10 protein-coding genes and 1 pseudogene are annotated in these 16,380 nt (G+C 53.6%); 4 read left to right on the top strand and 7 right to left on the bottom strand.

Annotation, left to right across the window (positions count from 1 at the left end):
• Positions 1–175: 175 nt before the first annotated feature.
• The 3 genes from HV477_RS12670 to HV477_RS12660 are packed head-to-tail and all read left to right on the top strand — an operon-like array spanning position 176 to position 4,171.
• Entirely contained in the window at positions 176–1,510 is a 1,335-nt protein-coding gene (locus HV477_RS12670) for an MFS transporter (protein ID WP_001518078.1), read from the top strand.
• Positions 1,507–3,222 (top strand): dihydroxy-acid dehydratase, encoded by a 1,716-nt coding sequence (gene ilvD, locus HV477_RS12665; RefSeq protein ID WP_000078497.1) that lies wholly within the window; start codon positions 1,507–1,509, stop codon positions 3,220–3,222. Before HV477_RS12670 ends, ilvD begins: the two co-directional genes overlap by 4 nt.
• A gap of 43 nt (positions 3,223–3,265) precedes the next feature.
• A complete protein-coding gene (locus HV477_RS12660) occupies positions 3,266–4,171 on the top strand; it encodes a dihydrodipicolinate synthase family protein (RefSeq protein ID WP_000192193.1) in 906 nt (301 codons plus the stop codon).
• Between the two features lie 43 nt (positions 4,172–4,214).
• Here HV477_RS12660 and HV477_RS12655 read toward each other — a convergent pair whose 3' ends face one another.
• From HV477_RS12655 to asd, 7 genes are all read right to left on the bottom strand, one after another.
• Entirely contained in the window at positions 4,215–4,970 is a 756-nt protein-coding gene (locus tag HV477_RS12655) for an IclR family transcriptional regulator (protein WP_000724553.1), read from the bottom strand.
• Positions 4,971–5,147: 177 nt separating this feature from the next.
• Positions 5,148–7,595, bottom strand: coding sequence for a glycogen phosphorylase (glgP, locus tag HV477_RS12650; RefSeq protein ID WP_000993424.1), 2,448 nt, complete (start codon positions 7,593–7,595; stop codon positions 5,148–5,150).
• A 19-nt stretch (positions 7,596–7,614) separates the two neighbouring features.
• The gene (glgA, locus tag HV477_RS12645; protein ID WP_001197669.1) at positions 7,615–9,048 is read right to left on the bottom strand and encodes a glycogen synthase GlgA; all 1,434 of its coding nucleotides are present in this window, start codon (positions 9,046–9,048) and stop codon (positions 7,615–7,617) included.
• Positions 9,048–10,343, bottom strand: a complete 1,296-nt coding sequence (glgC, locus tag HV477_RS12640) for a glucose-1-phosphate adenylyltransferase (protein WP_000253994.1) — start codon at positions 10,341–10,343, stop codon at positions 9,048–9,050. The genes glgA and glgC overlap by 1 nt, the downstream gene beginning before the upstream one ends.
• A 14-nt stretch (positions 10,344–10,357) precedes the next feature.
• Positions 10,358–12,334, bottom strand: a complete 1,977-nt coding sequence (gene glgX / locus HV477_RS12635) for a glycogen debranching protein GlgX (RefSeq protein WP_000192491.1) — start codon at positions 12,332–12,334, stop codon at positions 10,358–10,360.
• Positions 12,331–14,517, bottom strand: a complete 2,187-nt coding sequence (gene glgB, locus HV477_RS12630) for a 1,4-alpha-glucan branching enzyme (RefSeq protein WP_020899336.1) — start codon at positions 14,515–14,517, stop codon at positions 12,331–12,333. Before glgB ends, glgX begins: the two co-directional genes overlap by 4 nt.
• 377 nt (positions 14,518–14,894) lie before the next feature.
• Entirely contained in the window at positions 14,895–16,001 is a 1,107-nt protein-coding gene (gene asd / locus HV477_RS12625; RefSeq protein WP_000799940.1) for an aspartate-semialdehyde dehydrogenase, read from the bottom strand.
• Positions 16,002–16,235: 234 nt separating this feature from the next.
• On the opposite strand from asd, the pseudogene HV477_RS29010 reads away from it, so the two are divergent.
• Positions 16,236–16,310 (top strand): annotated as a pseudogene (locus HV477_RS29010) (MarC family protein); the annotation flags it as partial.
• Between the last annotated feature and the right edge of the window lie 70 nt (positions 16,311–16,380).

Here is a 16,380-nt window from a genome sequence, read left to right as displayed (position 1 = left end):
TCCATTGGGTTATCCGCTCTTTCTCACCTTATCTCCGTTCATTTTTGAAGCAAATCACAAAATATAACCTTCCTTAGAGTATGGAATTGACGCTGTATGAATACGTCGGCATAGTGTCAATATACAGAACAGTAGTTCCATATACAGAACACATTTTTGATACTAAAGGGATGCAATGATGAGCATTGAAATAGAGAAACCGACCACACGAGGGCGCTGGCTGCATATTATTCCAGCCACGATCCTCGTTTATATCGTGGCCTATATGGACAGGACCAATATCGCCATTGGGATAGCAGGCGGCATGGATGAAGATTTAGGCATGACGGCTTCTTTTGCCGGTCTGGTCGCCGGGATCTTCTTTATTGGTTATATCTTCCTGCAAATTCCCGGCGGTCAGATAGCCGAGCGGCTAAGCGCCAAAAAGTTAATTGCCTGGACAATCGTCGCCTGGGGGGGCTTTGCCCTGCTGACCGGTTTTGTTCAGACACCGACGCAGTTGTTGATTATCCGCTTTGTGCTCGGCGTGGCGGAAGGTGCTGTGTATCCCGCCATTCTGGCGCTGATTGGCCACTGGTTCCCAAATGAGGAGCGCGCCAGGGCTATCGCCTATTTCCAGATGAACCTGGCCGTCGCTTCTATTATTACCGGGCCGCTTTCCGGCTGGCTTATTGAAACCTACGGCTGGCGGGAGATGTTTATCATCGAAGGCTTGCTCTCTCTGGGACTGCTCTTTGTCTGGCTACCTTTGGTTTCCGATCACCCGCATCAGGCAAAGTGGCTGGATCCGAAAGAGCGCGCCTGGATCGAACAAAAATTGCTGGCCGATCGCGCGTTGAGTATTGGCGGAGAGCAAAGCAGCATTCGCGGCGTATTAAAAAGCATCAACCTGTGGAAGCTTGTCGGTATCTATTTCTTCGTACAGGTCGGCTTCTATGGCTTCGCGCTATGGATGCCAAATCTGATTAAACACCTGACCGGCAGCGGCATGACCATCGTTGGGGTACTCACCGCGGCGCCTTACGTTCTGTGCATTATCGGTCAGTATTACATCGCCAAATGGTGTGATAAAACGATGAATCGCCGCCTTTACACGGCTATTCCTCTGCTGGGTTTCGCGGTCTGCCTCGCCCTCTCCTTATTACTGAAAGATAACGTCTGGCTCGCCTACGGCATGATGGTCATTTGCGGATTCTTCCTGCAAGCCTATGCCGGTCCATTCTGGACGCTGCCGCCATTACTCTTCGCCCCCAACGTTCTGGGCGGCGTGCGCGGCACGATCAACGCCCTGGGCAACATCGGCGGCTTTATCGGTCCGTACCTCGTCGGGCTGTTAACGGTGACGTTCTCGCAAACAGCAGGAATGACCGTACTGGTTGCCGCCCTGCTTATCGCTGTTGGACTGCTTTTCAGCTTACCTTCTGTTACCGCTCGTCCTGCAGGTAGCAGCAACACACCTAACACCTCGACGCCGGGTGCGTCACTTAAACAGGAAGGAATCGCCAAATGAGCCAAAAATGTCAACATGCTCGCGACCTGTGGTCGCAGCTCGACGCCCTGCGTCTTGGAATGAATTACAGCAAAGAAGATGTCAATAAACTGCAGGTCCTGGTGGATGATTGCTATGGTGAAAGTCATCCGGGCAGTTTCCATCTTAACCAACTGGGCGATGAAGCCGTGCTGGGTGTTCATGAAAGCGGCGGTCGCGCGGTCCGTCACCATGTAACGGATATCTGCGACGGCTGGGGTCAGGGCCACGATGGGATGAATTACATCCTGGCATCTCGAGAAGCTATTGCCAACATGGTCGAAATTCATGCCTCAGTGGTGCCTTATGATGCCGGTATTCTGATCTCAAGCTGCGATAAATCTATCCCGGCGCATCTGATTGCCGCCGCACGCCTGAACCTGCCGCTACTGCATATTCCCGGCGGTTCTATGCGTCCGGCACCGAATATGAGTACTTCTGACCTCGGTGGGATCACTGCTAAGTTGAAGAAAGGCGAAATCGGCATTCAGCAAGTGGAAGCCATGCAGCAATGCGGTTGCCCCACCGCCGGAGCCTGCCAGTTTATGGGAACGGCCAGTACCATGCAGTGCATGTCGGAGGCCTTGGGGCTGGCCCTGCCAGGCAGCGCTTTGCTGCCATCGACCCTGGCGGAAATTCGCCGCGTTGCCAGAACTGCAGGCCACCAGGCGCTGTATCTGGCGGAGAAAAATATCACCACCCATAAGATCCTGACTCCTGCGGCGTTTGAAAATGCTATCAAAGTCCATGCTGCTATTGGTGGCAGCACCAATGCGATGATCCACCTTCCGGCCATCGCTCATGAACTTGGATGGGAGCTGAAGCCCGAACTGTTTGATCGGATCAATAACGAAATCCCTTATCTGACCAATATTCAGCCCAGCGGTGAATACGTTACCGAAATGATGTGGTTCGCTGGCGGCGTGCCAATGGTGCAATGGTATCTGCGCGATTATCTGGATCTTGATGTTCTTACCGTGACTGGCCGTACGCTCGGCGACAACCTGGAAATGCTCCATCAATCTGGCTTCTTTACCCGTAACCACGGTTACCTCAACAATTACAAAGTCAGTCCGGAGGAGGTGATCCGTAAACCAGAAAATGCCACCAAAAAAGGGTCGATTGCGGTACTGAAAGGCAACATCGCGCCTGAAGGAGCGGTCATTAAATACGCGGCCTGTGCGCCGGATATGCACCACCATACCGGTCCTGCTCGGGTCTTTAACTCCGAAGAAGACGCTCAGCAGGCCATCATCCATAACCATATCGAACCCGGCGACGTCATTTTCATTCGCTACGAAGGCGCAAAAGGCTCTGGCGCACCGGAAATGCTGATGACAACCGATGCCATCGTGTATGACAAACGCCTCGACGGAAAAGTCGCATTGATTACCGACGGTCGTTTCTCTGGAGCGACCAGCGGGCCATGTGTCGGACACGTCTCGCCAGAAGCCGCTGATGGCGGGCCGATTGCCCTGGTGGAAGATGGTGATTTAATCGAAATGGATGTGAAAGGCCGCAAGCTCAATATTGTAGGGATCGACGGGGTGCCTAAAACAGAAGAGGAAATACGCCGCTGTCTTGAAGAGCGTCGAGCAAGCTGGAAGAAACCTGATTATTCAAACCGTCGCGGCGTCTTTAAACAGTTCACCGCTAATGCAACATCATTAATGGCCGGAGCCTGGCTTAAATAATATCCCTGGCGGGCTACGGCTCGCCTGTTTTAAGGATCAATACATGACTCAGATTACGAAATTTCACGGCGTATTTCCGCCAGTTCCGACCATTGTTAATGCGCAGGGAGAGTTAGATAAAGTCGGCATGGCAACCTTGCTGGATCATCTTATTGCAAGCAAGGTCAATGGCGTATTACTGCTGGGCAGCGGGGGGGAATTTTGCCATATGACCAATGCGCTGCGTCTGGAAACCGCAGAGTTTTGCGTCCGTCATATTAACCGCCGTATTCCAGTACTATTAGGTATTAGCAGCACCAGCACGCAGGAAGTGATTGAGTATGGTCAGCATGCCGACCGACTCGAAGTCGATGCCGTGCTGGTACTCAATCCCTACTATGCCAGATTGACCGATGAGTATATTTATCATCATTTCAAAACCGTGGCTAATAACATAAAAAGCCCGGTCATTCTCTACAACTTTCCAGCATTGACGGGACAGGACCTTAGCGTTGATTTAATTACCCGGCTGGCGCAGGATCACCCCAATATTATCGGCATTAAGGATACCGTTGATAATATCAGCCATATTCGTGAAATCATCAATAATGTCAGGCCAGTGCGTCCGGACTTCGTTATTTTCTCCGGCTATGATGAATATATGATGGATACACTTATCTTAGGCGGCAACGGCGGGATCCCAGCGACAGCGAACTTTGCGCCGCAGCTAACCTGCGGGATCTACCGCGCGTGGTGTGAAAAAGAGTATGAGACAATGTTCGGATTACAGCGCCGGCTGTCCGCGCTTTCCACTATTTACAGCCTGGATTCACCTTTCTTCGGGATAATCAAAAAGGCAATTCAGCTTAGCGGAGTCGATATTTCAACTCATGTAATGCCCCCCGTTTTGCCGGCAAATGAAGAACATATTTCGAATTTGAAGCAGATCTTACAGCGTGCGGGACTTTAAGCGATGACGAAAGCGGGCTTCTTGCCCGCTGTGTCTTTTTATTTCAGCACATCAGACGCGTCAGGCTACGGCTGGCATCCATCATCAGCGTAGCAAGCGACTCGCGTTTATCATCGGGGATCTGGAACGTAACGCCGGATACGCTCAGGGCGGCGATCACTTTCCCCTGCGTATTGAATACCGGCACCGCAATGCAGCGCACGCCAAGGGAGTCTTCTTCGTTATCATAACCCCAGCCGCGACGGCGAATTCCTGCTAACTCCTGCTTAAGGATATTCACATCTGTGATCGTCGTATCCGTAAAACGCGTTAATATCTGATCTGGAGGCAGCAACTCCTCCAGCTCTTCCCCGCTAAGCCATGCAATCAGCACCTTCCCCAGCCCTGAGCTATGTAATGAGAGGCGCTTGCCCTCCCAGCTTCGAATCACAATAGCCTGTGGGCTTTCGACTTTCAGAAGATAAATGGGGGCATCGCCCTCCAGAACGCCAAGATGGCAGGTCAGGCCGGTGTTATCGCGAATCTCTTCAAGAATCGGTAACGCGATTTTTTTAATGTCATACTGTTCCGCCGCTTTATTACCTAATTCATACAGGCGTAGCCCCAGATAATACTTGTCTTTTTCCTGGCGTAATAACCCATGCTCCACCATGCCGTTGAGCAAAGATGAGGTACTGCTTTTCGCAATCCCTGAATTTTGATGGATCTGGGTAAACGTTGCGCCATCGCACTCCAGAAGGTAAGCAAATACGCGCATAATTTTATCGAGAGCCGGAATAGATGTCGTAATCTTTTTCATATTATTATCAATTAATTATGGATTTTTCTGCTAATACTATACACCAGTACTCAACCCTTTTTCCATGACAGAGACCAAGTGCCGCTAACAGATTCAGCAGACGAATATCGGCATACCCCCCGAATATACCACGATAAAAAACGGGGCCGTTTGGCCCCGTTCTCAAGCGTTAAACCGCTACAACCGCACCGGATCAATATGCCAGATATTTTCGGCATACTCTTTGATGGTTCTGTCCGATGAGAAGTAGCCCATATTGGCAATGTTGAGCATCGCTTTCGTCGTCCACTCTTCCGGGCGACGATACAACTCATCCACCTTATCCTGGCAGTCCACGTAGCTGCGGTAGTCCGCCAGCACCTGATAGTGATCGCCAAAGTTAATCAGCGAATCTACCAGATCGCGGTAACGGCCTGGCTCTTCCGGATTAAAGACGCCGCTACCAATCTGCGTCAGTACCTGATGTAGCTCTTCATCTTTTTCATAATAGTCGCGAGGCTTATAACCCTGCCTGCGCAACGCTTCCACCTCTTCGGCAGTATTACCGAAGATAAAGATATTCTCCTCGCCGACATGCTCTTGCATCTCTACGTTCGCGCCATCCAGCGTACCAATGGTGAGCGCGCCGTTCAGGGCAAATTTCATATTACTGGTGCCGGAAGCTTCTGTCCCTGCCAGCGAAATCTGCTCAGACAGGTCGGCAGCGGGAATGATCACCTGCGCCAGGCTGACGCTGTAGTTCGGGATAAACACTACTTTCAGCTTGTCGCCAATCTGCGGATCGTTGTTAATCACTTTCGCCACGTCGTTGATCAGATGAATAATGTGTTTTGCCATGTAATAGGCGGAAGCCGCCTTACCGGCAAAAATATTCACCCGCGGCACCCAGTCGGCCTCCGGATTTTCTTTAATGCGGTTATAGCGGGTAATGACATGCAGCACGTTCATCAGCTGACGTTTGTACTCGTGAATACGCTTGATCTGCACGTCAAACAGCGCCTTCGGGTTAACCACCACATTAAGCTGCTGCGCTATCACTACCGCCAGCCGTTTTTTATTTTCCAGCTTCGCCTGACGCACCGCATGATTGACCAGCGGATAATCACAATGCTGCTTCAGCTCGCTGAGCTGACTAAGATCGGTACGCCAGGTACGACCAATATTCTCATCCAGCACGTCAGACAGCGGTGGGTTTGCCAGCGCCAGCCAGCGGCGCGGCGTAACGCCGTTAGTGACGTTACAAAAACGGGTCGGAAAAATCTTCGCAAAATCCGCGAACAGCGACTGCACCATCAGGTTGGAATGGAGTTCAGAAACGCCGTTGACTTTATGGCTGACCACCACCGCCAGCCAGGCCATCCGTACCCGGCGGCCGTTCGACTCATCAATAATCGACGCGCGTCCAAGCAGGCTGGTATCGTTGGGATATTGCTCCTGCAACGTTTTCAGGAAATAGTCGTTAATCTCGAAGATAATCTGCAGGTGACGGGGCAGAATTTTCCCCAGCATATCGACGGGCCAGGTTTCCAGCGCCTCGCTCATCAACGTATGGTTGGTGTAAGAGAAGACCTGACAGCACACCTCAAACGCGTCGTCCCAGCTAAATTTATGTTCATCAATCAGCAGGCGCATCAGCTCCGGAATTGACAGCACCGGATGCGTATCATTGAGGTGAATGGCGATTTTATCCGCCAGATTCTCATAGGTTTTATGCAGTTGATAATGACGGTGCAGGATATCCTGCACCGTCGCCGAGACCAGAAAATACTCCTGACGCAGGCGTAGCTCTCGTCCGGAATAGGTGGAATCGTCCGGATAGAGCACCCGTGAAACGTTCTCAGAGTGGTTTTTATCTTCCACCGCCGCAAAGTAGTCGCCCTGGTTGAATTTACCGAGGTTGATTTCACTACTGGCCTGCGCATTCCACAGCCGCAGTGTGTTAGTGGCGTCGGTGTCGTAACCGGGGATGATCTGATCATACGCGACGGCCAGAATCTCTTCCGTCTCAATCCAGCGCGCTTTTTTACCTTCCTGCTGAATGCGCCCGCCAAAAAGCACCTTATAGCGCGTATTGTGGCGCTTGAACTCCCACGGGTTGCCATATTCCAGCCAGTAATCCGGAGATTCTTTTTGCCGCCCGTCGACAATATTCTGCTTAAACATGCCGTAGTCGTAGCGAATGCCATACCCGCGACCCGGTAATCCTAGCGTCGCCAGCGAGTCCAGGAAGCAAGCCGCCAGCCGTCCTAAGCCGCCGTTGCCAAGCCCTGGGTCATTCTCTTCATCGATCAGCTCTTCGAGATCTAAGCCCATGGCCTCCAGCGCGCCTTTAACGTCGTCATAAATGCCCAGCGAGAGCAGCGCGTTAGAGAGAGTACGACCAATCAAAAACTCCATCGACAGGTAATAAACCTGCCGGGTTTCCTGCGATAATTGGGCTCGATTAGAACGCAGCCAGCGCTCCACCAGACGATCGCGCACCGCGAACAACGTGGCGTTCAGCCATTCGTGTTTATTGGCAATGACCGGGTCTTTACCAATCGTAAACATCAGCTTATAGGCAATAGAATGCTTAAGCGCCTCAACGCTGAGTGTGGGCGATGCATAAGTAAACGGAGCATTCATATAAATGATTCCTGGATGACTATTTCAAGCGATAGTACAGCTCGCGGTATGATTTCGCGGCAACTTGCCAGCTAAAATCCATCGCCATCGCCTGCCGTTGTACAAACCGCCAAAGCGAAGGCCGTGACCACAACACAAAAGCACGCCGAATCGCGCGTAGCAACGACCAGGCGTTACTGTCTTCGAAGACAAAACCGCTGGCGATACCGTCCGCCAGATTTTCCAGCGAACTGTCGGAGACCGTATCGGCCAACCCCCCGGTACGCCGCACCAGAGGCAGCGTGCCATACTTTAAGCCATATAACTGCGTTAAGCCGCACGGTTCGAAACGACTGGGCACCAGAATAACGTCCGCGCCGCCCATAATGCGATGCGAGAAAGCTTCGTGATAGCCGATCTGTACGCCAACCTGCCCTGGGTGTTCCGCCGCCGCCGCGAGGAACCCTTCCTGAAGCACCGGATCGCCCGCGCCGAGTAGCGCCAACTGCCCGCCCTGCTCCAGCAGCCCCGGTAACGCCTCCAGCACCAGATCCAGACCTTTCTGGTTGGTCAGACGGCTTACCACGGCAAACAGCGGCACTTTGTCGTTAACCTTCAACCCCATCGCAATTTGTAGCTGACGTTTGTTTTCCGCCTTCTCTTCCAGGGTATCGCGCGTGTAGCGCGACGCCAGCAGCAGATCGGATTCCGGGTTCCAGATCTTCTCATCCACGCCGTTCAGTATGCCGGACAAGCGCCCTTCCAGATGACGCTGGCGCAGCAGGCCTTCCATACCATAAGCAAACTGCGGTTCGGTAATTTCACGCGCATAGGTCGGGCTCACCGCCGTAATATGGTCGGCATAGTACAAACCGGCCTTCAAAAAGGAGAGTTGTCCGTTGAACTCCAGCCCATGCATATTAAAGAATGACCACGGCAGTTCGATGTCATCCATATGCTTTGCATAAAACATGCCTTGATAGGCCAGGTTGTGTACGGTAAAGACCGATTTCGCCGGCCGCCCGCGCGCCGCCAGATAGGCGGGCGCCAGCCCAGCGTGCCAGTCATGGGCGTGCACCACGTCGGGGCGCCAGAATGGATCAAGTCCGCAGGCCATTTCACAGCCGACCCACCCTAACAGGGCAAAGCGCAGCACGTTATCGGTATAGGCATATAAATTCGTATCGTGATAGGGACTGCCTGGACGCTCGTACAGATGCGGCGCGTCGATTAGATAAATGCCTACGCCGTTATAATGCCCAAACAGCAGCGATATCTTACCTGCGAAAGTATCGCGGCGGCTCACCACATGCGCGTCGGGTATCCCCCGACGGATATCGGGAAACCCTGGAAGCAGAACGCGAACATCAACACCATCCGCAATTTGTGCCGCAGGCAACGCGCCTATCACATCCGCCAGCCCCCCAGTCTTCAGCAGGGGGAACATCTCTGAACATACATGTAAAACCTGCATTATCGCTCCTGTTTGACCTGCAGTTTGCGCAGCATTTCACGCGTGACCAGTACAATACCTTCTTCTGAACGGTAGAAACGACGAGCGTCCTCTTCCGCATTTTCACCAATCACCATGCCTTCCGGGATAATACAGGCACGGTCAATAACACAGCGACGTAAACGGCAGGAGCGCCCTACCCAAACCTCAGGTAACAACACTGCCGAATCAATATTACAAAAAGAATTTATTCTCACCCGGGGGAAGAGCACAGATTGCACCACCACCGAACCAGAGATAATGCAGCCGCCGGAGACCAGCGAGTTCAGCGTCATACCGTGGCTACCGGAGCGGTCCTGCACGAATTTCGCAGGCGGTAGCGATTCCATATGCGTACGGATAGGCCAGTTCTGGTCATACATATCCAGCTCCGGCGTCACCGAGGCTAAATCCAGGTTCGCCTTCCAGTAAGCTTCCAGCGTACCTACATCACGCCAGTACGGTTCGGCTTGTGGATCGGACTGCACGCAGGAGAGCGGGAAAGGATGCGCGTAAGCCATACCTTCGCGGGTGATTTTGGGGATAATGTCTTTACCGAAATCGTGGCTGGAAGCGTCATCTTTATCGTCTGCCGCCAGCAATTCATACAGGTAATCGGCGTCAAAAACGTAAATGCCCATACTGGCCAGCGCTTTGCTGGCGTCACCAGGCATTGCGGGGGGATTCGCCGGTTTTTCGACAAAATCAATAATCTTGTCGCTTTCATCGACCGCCATCACGCCGAACGCCGTCGCTTCTTTGATCGGCACCGGCATACAGGCCACCGTGCAACGCGCGCCCTTTTCAACGTGATCGATCAACATACGCGAGTAGTCCTGCTTGTAGATATGATCGCCTGCCAGGATGACGACATATTCCGCTTTATAGCGACGAATAATATCCAGGTTCTGGGTCACCGCGTCTGCCGTGCCGCGATACCAGTTTTCGCCCTTCATACGCTGTTGAGCTGGCAGCAGATCGACAAATTCGTTCATCTCTTCGCTAAACAGTGACCAGCCGCGCTGAATATGCTGCACCAGCGTGTGGGACTGATACTGAGTGATCACGCCGATACGGCGAATCCCGGAGTTCAGACAATTAGATAAGGCGAAATCGATGATGCGGAACTTCCCACCAAAGTGGACGGCTGGTTTGGCGCGTTTGTTCGTTAAATCTTTTAGACGCGTGCCGCGGCCGCCGGCCAGGATTAGGGCAACAGATTTCAGTGGCAGCTGGCGCGCCAACATTACACGATCGTTCTTCTCTAAACTCACCATGATTAACTCCTTTTTTATCCTCTCTGGAACACACACAGTCCATGCGCAGGTCCCTGCCAGACCGCCGTTATCACCGGATTATCCTCTCCAGCGAATGGGGGAACGGCGCGCCATTCCCCTTCGGGTAAAACTATATCTGTCACCTCAAGCGTGGCATTTATCGCAATCAGAAAACGGTCCGACAACAGAATTTGCATCAGCTTAGGCCCGTTTTGCCACTCATCCGCACTCAAGGGTTGCGCGTTTTTATTCAGCCAACGCACGTTGCCATCGCCTTCTTCCCACCAGCTATTGCCGGTTAAAGCCGGTATCTGCTGACGCAAACGAATCAGCGCGGCGGTAAACGTGGTTAACCCACGATTTGCCTGCTGCCAGTCCAGCCAGGTTAAGGCATTATCCTGACAGTAGGCGTTATTGTTGCCGTGCTGGCTATGGCCGTGTTCATCGCCTGCCAGCAGCATCGGCGTTCCCTGAGAGAGCAGTAGCGTCGCCAGCAGGGCATGAATGCTGTCGCGCCGCCGCTCCATTAAATCAAGCGGACCGCCTAATCCTTCTTTACCATGATTGTCGCTGTAATTGCTGTTGGTGCCGTCGCGATTTTCCTCACCGTTCGCCTCATTGTGTTTCTGATTGAAACAGACGCAGTCCCGGAGCGTAAAACCGTCATGCGCCGTGAGCAGATTGACAGAGGCGCCGGGCGCGCGGCCATTGCGTTTAAACACATCGCTGGAAGCGGCGAAACGACAGGCAAATTCCCCGGTCGTCAGGTTACGCGGCAACCAGAATCGGCGGGCCGCATCGCGAAAATGGTCGTTCCACTCGGCAAACGGTGGCGGAAAATTCCCGACCTGATAGCCGCCCTCGCCAATATCCCACGGTTCAGCAATCAGCTTGACCGTTGATAACACAGGACACGCTTTAATCGCGGCGAACAGCGGCGCATCCTGGCGAAACGTCGGCGTGCGCCCCATGACGGACGCCAAATCAAAACGAAAACCATCGACATGACAGGTTTCCACCCAATAGCGCAAACACTCGCACGCGTATTCCACCACGCCGGGATGGCTTAAATTGAGCGTGTTGCCGCACCCCGTCCAGTTGTGATAATCGCCATCGTCCCTTATCCAATAATAGCTACGGTTATCAATTCCGCGCAGGGAGAAGGTTGGACCGTCCAGATCCAGCTCGGCGCTATGGTTTAATACGATGTCCAGAATGACCTCAATCCCCGCGCGATGCAGCGCTTTCACCGCATCGCGAAACTCGTCCAGCGCCGTCTCGGGCGAACTGGCCCAGGCGGGATGCAGCGCGAACATCGCCATCGGGTTGTAACCCCAATAATTGGTCAGTCCCATACGTTGCAGGCGCGGCTCGCTGGCAAACTGCGCCACCGGCAACAGTTCCAGCGCCGTAATGCCAAGCTGTTTGAAGTACGCCACCATGACCGGATGACCGAGCGCTTTATAGGTGCCGCGTATCTCCTGGGGGAGCTCCGGATGCAGGTAGGTAAGCCCTTTGACATGCGCTTCATAGATGACCGTTTTTCCCCACGGCGTGCGCGGCGCGGCGTCATCTTCCCAGTCATAATGGTCGCTGATTACCACGCTTTTCGGCGCCACCGCCGCGTTATCGCGGTAGTCCGGTTCATCGTGTCCGCCGTGCAACAGCGGATGATCTTTTAGTTCGCCCTCGACCCGGCGCGCATAAGGGTCAAGCAGTAACTTCGCCGGATTAAACCGATGCCCCTGCGCTGGCTGCCACGGGCCATGTACGCGATAGCCATAGCGCAAACCTGGCCTGGCGCCTGCCAGATAACCATGCCAGACATCGCCGCGACGTCCTGGCAGGTCATAGCGACGCTCATTCCCGCGGGAATCAAAAACGCACAGCTCTACGCGCTCCGCATGAGCGGAAAAGAGCGTGAAATTCACGCCATGACCGTCATACGTTGCGCCATGCGGCGTTGCTTCGCCGATCGCAAGCTGCGTCATTCCCCCTCCCGCATCAGCCAGATCGTCGCCAACGGCGGTAACGTCAGGCTAAGAGAGTGCTGACGGCCATGGCTTTCGATCTCATCGCTGTGCACCACGCCGCCATTGCCGGTGTTGCTACCGTGATAATGCATCGAATCAGTATTGAGAATTTCACGCCAGCGTCCCGGCTGGTTGATGCCAAAGCGGTAGTCGTGGCGAGGAACGGGCGTAAAGTTGCTGGCGACGATGATCTCGTTACCGGCTTTATCACGGCGTACAAAAATCAGTACCGAGCGTTCATTGTCATCGACCACCAGCCACTCAAAGCCGTAAGCATCAAAATCCAGCTCATGCAACGCTTTATGATGGCGATAGGTGTGGTTGAGATCGCGTACCAGACGCTGAACCCCGTGGTGCCAGTTATCGCCCCCCTCCAGCAGGTGCCAGTCGAGGCTGGCGTCATGGTTCCACTCGCGTCCCTGGGCAAACTCATTCCCCATAAATAGCAGTTTCTTGCCGGGGAAGGCCCACATCCAGCCATAGTAAGCGCGCAGGTTAGCGAATTTTTGCCACGCATCGCCCGGCATACGATCGAGAATGGATTTCTTGCCGTGAACCACCTCATCGTGCGACAGCGGCAGAACAAAGTTTTCGGTATGGTTGTACAACATACCAAAGGTCAGCTTGTCGTGATGATACTGGCGGTACACCGGGTCCAGCTTCATGTAGTCCAGCGTGTCGTGCATCCAGCCCAGATTCCACTTGTACCAGAACCCCAGGCCGCCCGTTTCCGGTGGACGCGTCACGCCAGCGAAGTCTGTCGACTCTTCCGCCATGCTGACCGCGCCGGGCACCTGCTCGCCAATAATGCGGTTGGTATTACGCAGAAACTCAATGGCTTCCAGGTTTTCACGACCGCCGAACTCGTTCGGTATCCACTCGCCCTCTTTGCGGCTGTAGTCGCGGTAGATCATAGAGGCCACCGCATCGACACGCAGCGCATCAATCCCAAAACGCTCCATCCAGTACAGGGCGTTACCCACCAGATAATTACTGACTTCACGACGACCATAGTTGTAGATCAGCGTATTCCAGTCCTGGTGATAGCCCTCGCGCGGGTCGCTGTGCTCATAGAGGTGGGTGCCGTCAAACTCCGCGAGGCTAAATTCATCGGACGGGAAATGGCCCGGCACCCAGTCGAGAATGACGTTAAGGCCCGCCGCATGGGCCGCATTGATGAAATAGCGGAAGTCGTCCCGCGTACCAAAGCGGCGGGTCGGCGCGTAGAGGCCGGTCGGCTGGTAGCCCCAACTGCCGTCAAACGGATGTTCGTTAACCGGCAAGAGTTCAAGGTGCGTAAAGCCCATCCATTTGGCGTAAGGCACAAGCTGATCCGCCAGCTCACGATAGCTCAGCCAGAAATTGTTATCCGTATGGCGGCGCCATGAACCTAAATGCACCTCATAAATCGAGATCGGCGCATCAAACTGATTGGCTTTTTGTCGTTCTTCGCTTGGCGTCACTTTCTCCGGCAGTCCGCAAATCATCGACGCCGTTTCCGGACGCATCTGTGCCTCAAAAGCATAGGGATCGGCTTTAATGCGCAGATTACCGTTCGCATCAAGCAGCTCGAATTTATACAGTTGTCCATTATGCGCGCCGGGGATAAACAGCTCCCAAATACCGCTCTCTTTGCGCAGACGCATCGGGTGGCGACGCCCATCCCAATAGTTGAATTGCCCGACAACCGAAACGCGACGAGCATTAGGCGCCCAGACGGAGAAACGGGTGCCGGTGACGCCATCCATCGTATCGGCGTGCGCGCCCAGCGTTTCATAAGGACGCAGGTGGGTGCCTTCCGACAATAGCCAGGCATCCATTTCCTGTATTAATGGACCAAAACGGTAAGGATCGTCGATGAGGTTCTGCTGTCCGTGCCAGGTCACGGCGAGCTGATAGCGAAAGAAATTTTTACGTCGGGGTAAAACGCCGCAGAAAAAACCGCGAGCGTCGAGACATTCCAGTTTGCCGACTTTACGTCCGGTTTTGGGTTCAATCACCCATACGTCGGTGGCGTCAGGTAAGAGGGCGCGAACTTCTAGTCCGGCTTGGGTCTGGTGCATTCCGAGTACGGAAAAAGGGTCCGCAAAATGTCCTGCAATTAGCGCATTAATCACGTCTCTATCGATACGACTGGACATGGTTTGTCATCCTGTTTTGTGGCGTCACTCCATCTCACTGAATTCAACATCAGGTAGTGACACTTCTTTGACCTGAACGGCGCAGCACACTGTGCATCCTATCTGCGTCGTCCTACCTTCAGGTTAGGCTTAATACCCGTGGGATTAAGCTACCCTTAAAGAATAGCCAATGCTCTGCTTAACTCCTGATAAAAATGAAACATCTGCGTTTACTCCTGTATTACGCAAAAAAAAGGGTGACGATGCACCCTACATATCAATCTGACGTCTGCTTGCCGACTACGCCTTATCTGGCGGATATTGCTGGATGGCGGCGCTGACGCGCCTTATCCGGCCTACAGAACCACACGCAGGCCCGATAAGCGCTGCAATAGCCACTACGCCAACTGGCGCAGCATTCGACGCAGCGGCTCGGCGGCGCCCCATAACAACTGGTCGCCTACGGTAAACGCCGACAAGAACTCTGGCCCCATGTTCAGCTTACGCAGACGACCAACCGGCGTAGTCAACGTGCCGGTCACCGCCGCCGGGGTTAATTCGCGCATAGTGATATCACGATCGTTCGGTACCACTTTCGCCCACGGATTATGTGCCGCCAGCAGTTCTTCCACCGTCGGAATGGATACCTCTTTTTTCAGCTTAATGGTGAACGCCTGGCTGTGACAGCGCAGCGCGCCGACGCGCACACACAAGCCATCAACCGGAATCACAGAGGCAGTATTGAGAATCTTGTTGGTTTCCGCCTGGCCTTTCCACTCTTCGCGGCTCTGGCCGTTATCGAGCTGTTTGTCGATCCAGGGGATCAGGCTTCCCGCCAGCGGTACGCCAAAGTTATCAACCGGCAGCTCGCCGCTGCGGGTCAATGCCGTAACTTTGCGTTCAATATCAAGAATTGCGGAAGACGGCGTCGCCAGTTCATCGGCGACATGGCCATACAACTGACCCATCTGGGTTAACAGCTCGCGCATATGGCGCGCGCCGCCGCCGGAGGCGGCCTGATAGGTCGCGACGGATACCCAGTCAACGAGATTATGGGCAAAGAGACCGCCCAGCGACATCAACATCAGGCTAACGGTACAGTTACCGCCCACAAAGGTCTTCACGCCATTGTTCAGGCCGTCGGTAATCACGTCCTGGTTGACCGGGTCGAGAATAATAATGGCATCATCTTTCATGCGCAGCGTAGAAGCCGCGTCAATCCAGTAACCCTGCCATCCGCTTTCGCGCAGCTTTGGATAAATTTCGTTGGTATAATCGCCGCCCTGGCAGGTCACGATGATATCGAGCGCTTTTAGCGCATCCAGATCAAAAGCGTCCTGTAGCGTGCCGGTGGAGGTGTCGCCGAAGGTGGGCGCCGCCTGTCCAAACTGGGAGGTAGAAAAGAAAACAGGGCGAATAGCGTCGAAATCGCGCTCCTCTACCATGCGTTGCATGAGAACAGAGCCGACCATTCCGCGCCAGCCGATAAAACCAACATTTTTCATAGCGTTTTTTTCCTGCAAAGAGATGTGCTGTGTATGCGCGCCAGTATCCTGTGGCGCATCCTTCACCATACAAAAAGCAGCCAAAGTCGCAAGTGAAATTAATCAATGATAGCGAAGCCATCAGTAATGCGACTTATCCTGCCTTACCGCGCAAGCAGAAAGTCCAGTGGCGATTATCAGGGAATTTGCGTTAGGAAGGGAATCATTTCCGTCGCTGTTTTATTGATCCTAATTATGGATCAGCGTAGAAATTTGCCTGTTTTTATGCGCGTACTGAAACATGGCGAGGCAAAACGTCGTTGGGCGATTGCCATGCACACCTCAATAAAAAAACCGGGTAGCGATTACGCCTTACCCGGCTTACGGTGTCGATATGTGC

Source organism: Salmonella sp. SG203 (genome assembly GCF_013350575.1).
GTDB lineage: Bacteria > Pseudomonadota > Gammaproteobacteria > Enterobacterales > Enterobacteriaceae > Salmonella > Salmonella enterica.
This window is presented reverse-complemented; position numbering and strand designations above follow the sequence as displayed.

Excerpts from the sequence above, each read along its gene's own strand:
- glgX (WP_000192491.1), bottom strand. The coding sequence starts at position 12,334 with ATGACGCAGCTTGCGATCGGCGAAGCAACGCCGCATGGCGCAACGTAT.
- ilvD (WP_000078497.1), top strand. The coding sequence starts at position 1,507 with ATGAGCCAAAAATGTCAACATGCTCGCGACCTGTGGTCGCAGCTCGAC.
- HV477_RS12655 (WP_000724553.1), bottom strand. The coding sequence starts at position 4,970 with ATGAAAAAGATTACGACATCTATTCCGGCTCTCGATAAAATTATGCGC.
- glgB (WP_020899336.1), bottom strand. The coding sequence starts at position 14,517 with ATGTCCAGTCGTATCGATAGAGACGTGATTAATGCGCTAATTGCAGGA.
- asd (WP_000799940.1), bottom strand. The coding sequence starts at position 16,001 with ATGAAAAATGTTGGTTTTATCGGCTGGCGCGGAATGGTCGGCTCTGTT.
- HV477_RS12660 (WP_000192193.1), top strand. The coding sequence starts at position 3,266 with ATGACTCAGATTACGAAATTTCACGGCGTATTTCCGCCAGTTCCGACC.
- glgC (WP_000253994.1), bottom strand. The coding sequence starts at position 10,343 with ATGGTGAGTTTAGAGAAGAACGATCGTGTAATGTTGGCGCGCCAGCTG.
- glgA (WP_001197669.1), bottom strand. The coding sequence starts at position 9,048 with ATGCAGGTTTTACATGTATGTTCAGAGATGTTCCCCCTGCTGAAGACT.
- glgP (WP_000993424.1), bottom strand. The coding sequence starts at position 7,595 with ATGAATGCTCCGTTTACTTATGCATCGCCCACACTCAGCGTTGAGGCG.
- HV477_RS12670 (WP_001518078.1), top strand. The coding sequence starts at position 176 with ATGATGAGCATTGAAATAGAGAAACCGACCACACGAGGGCGCTGGCTG.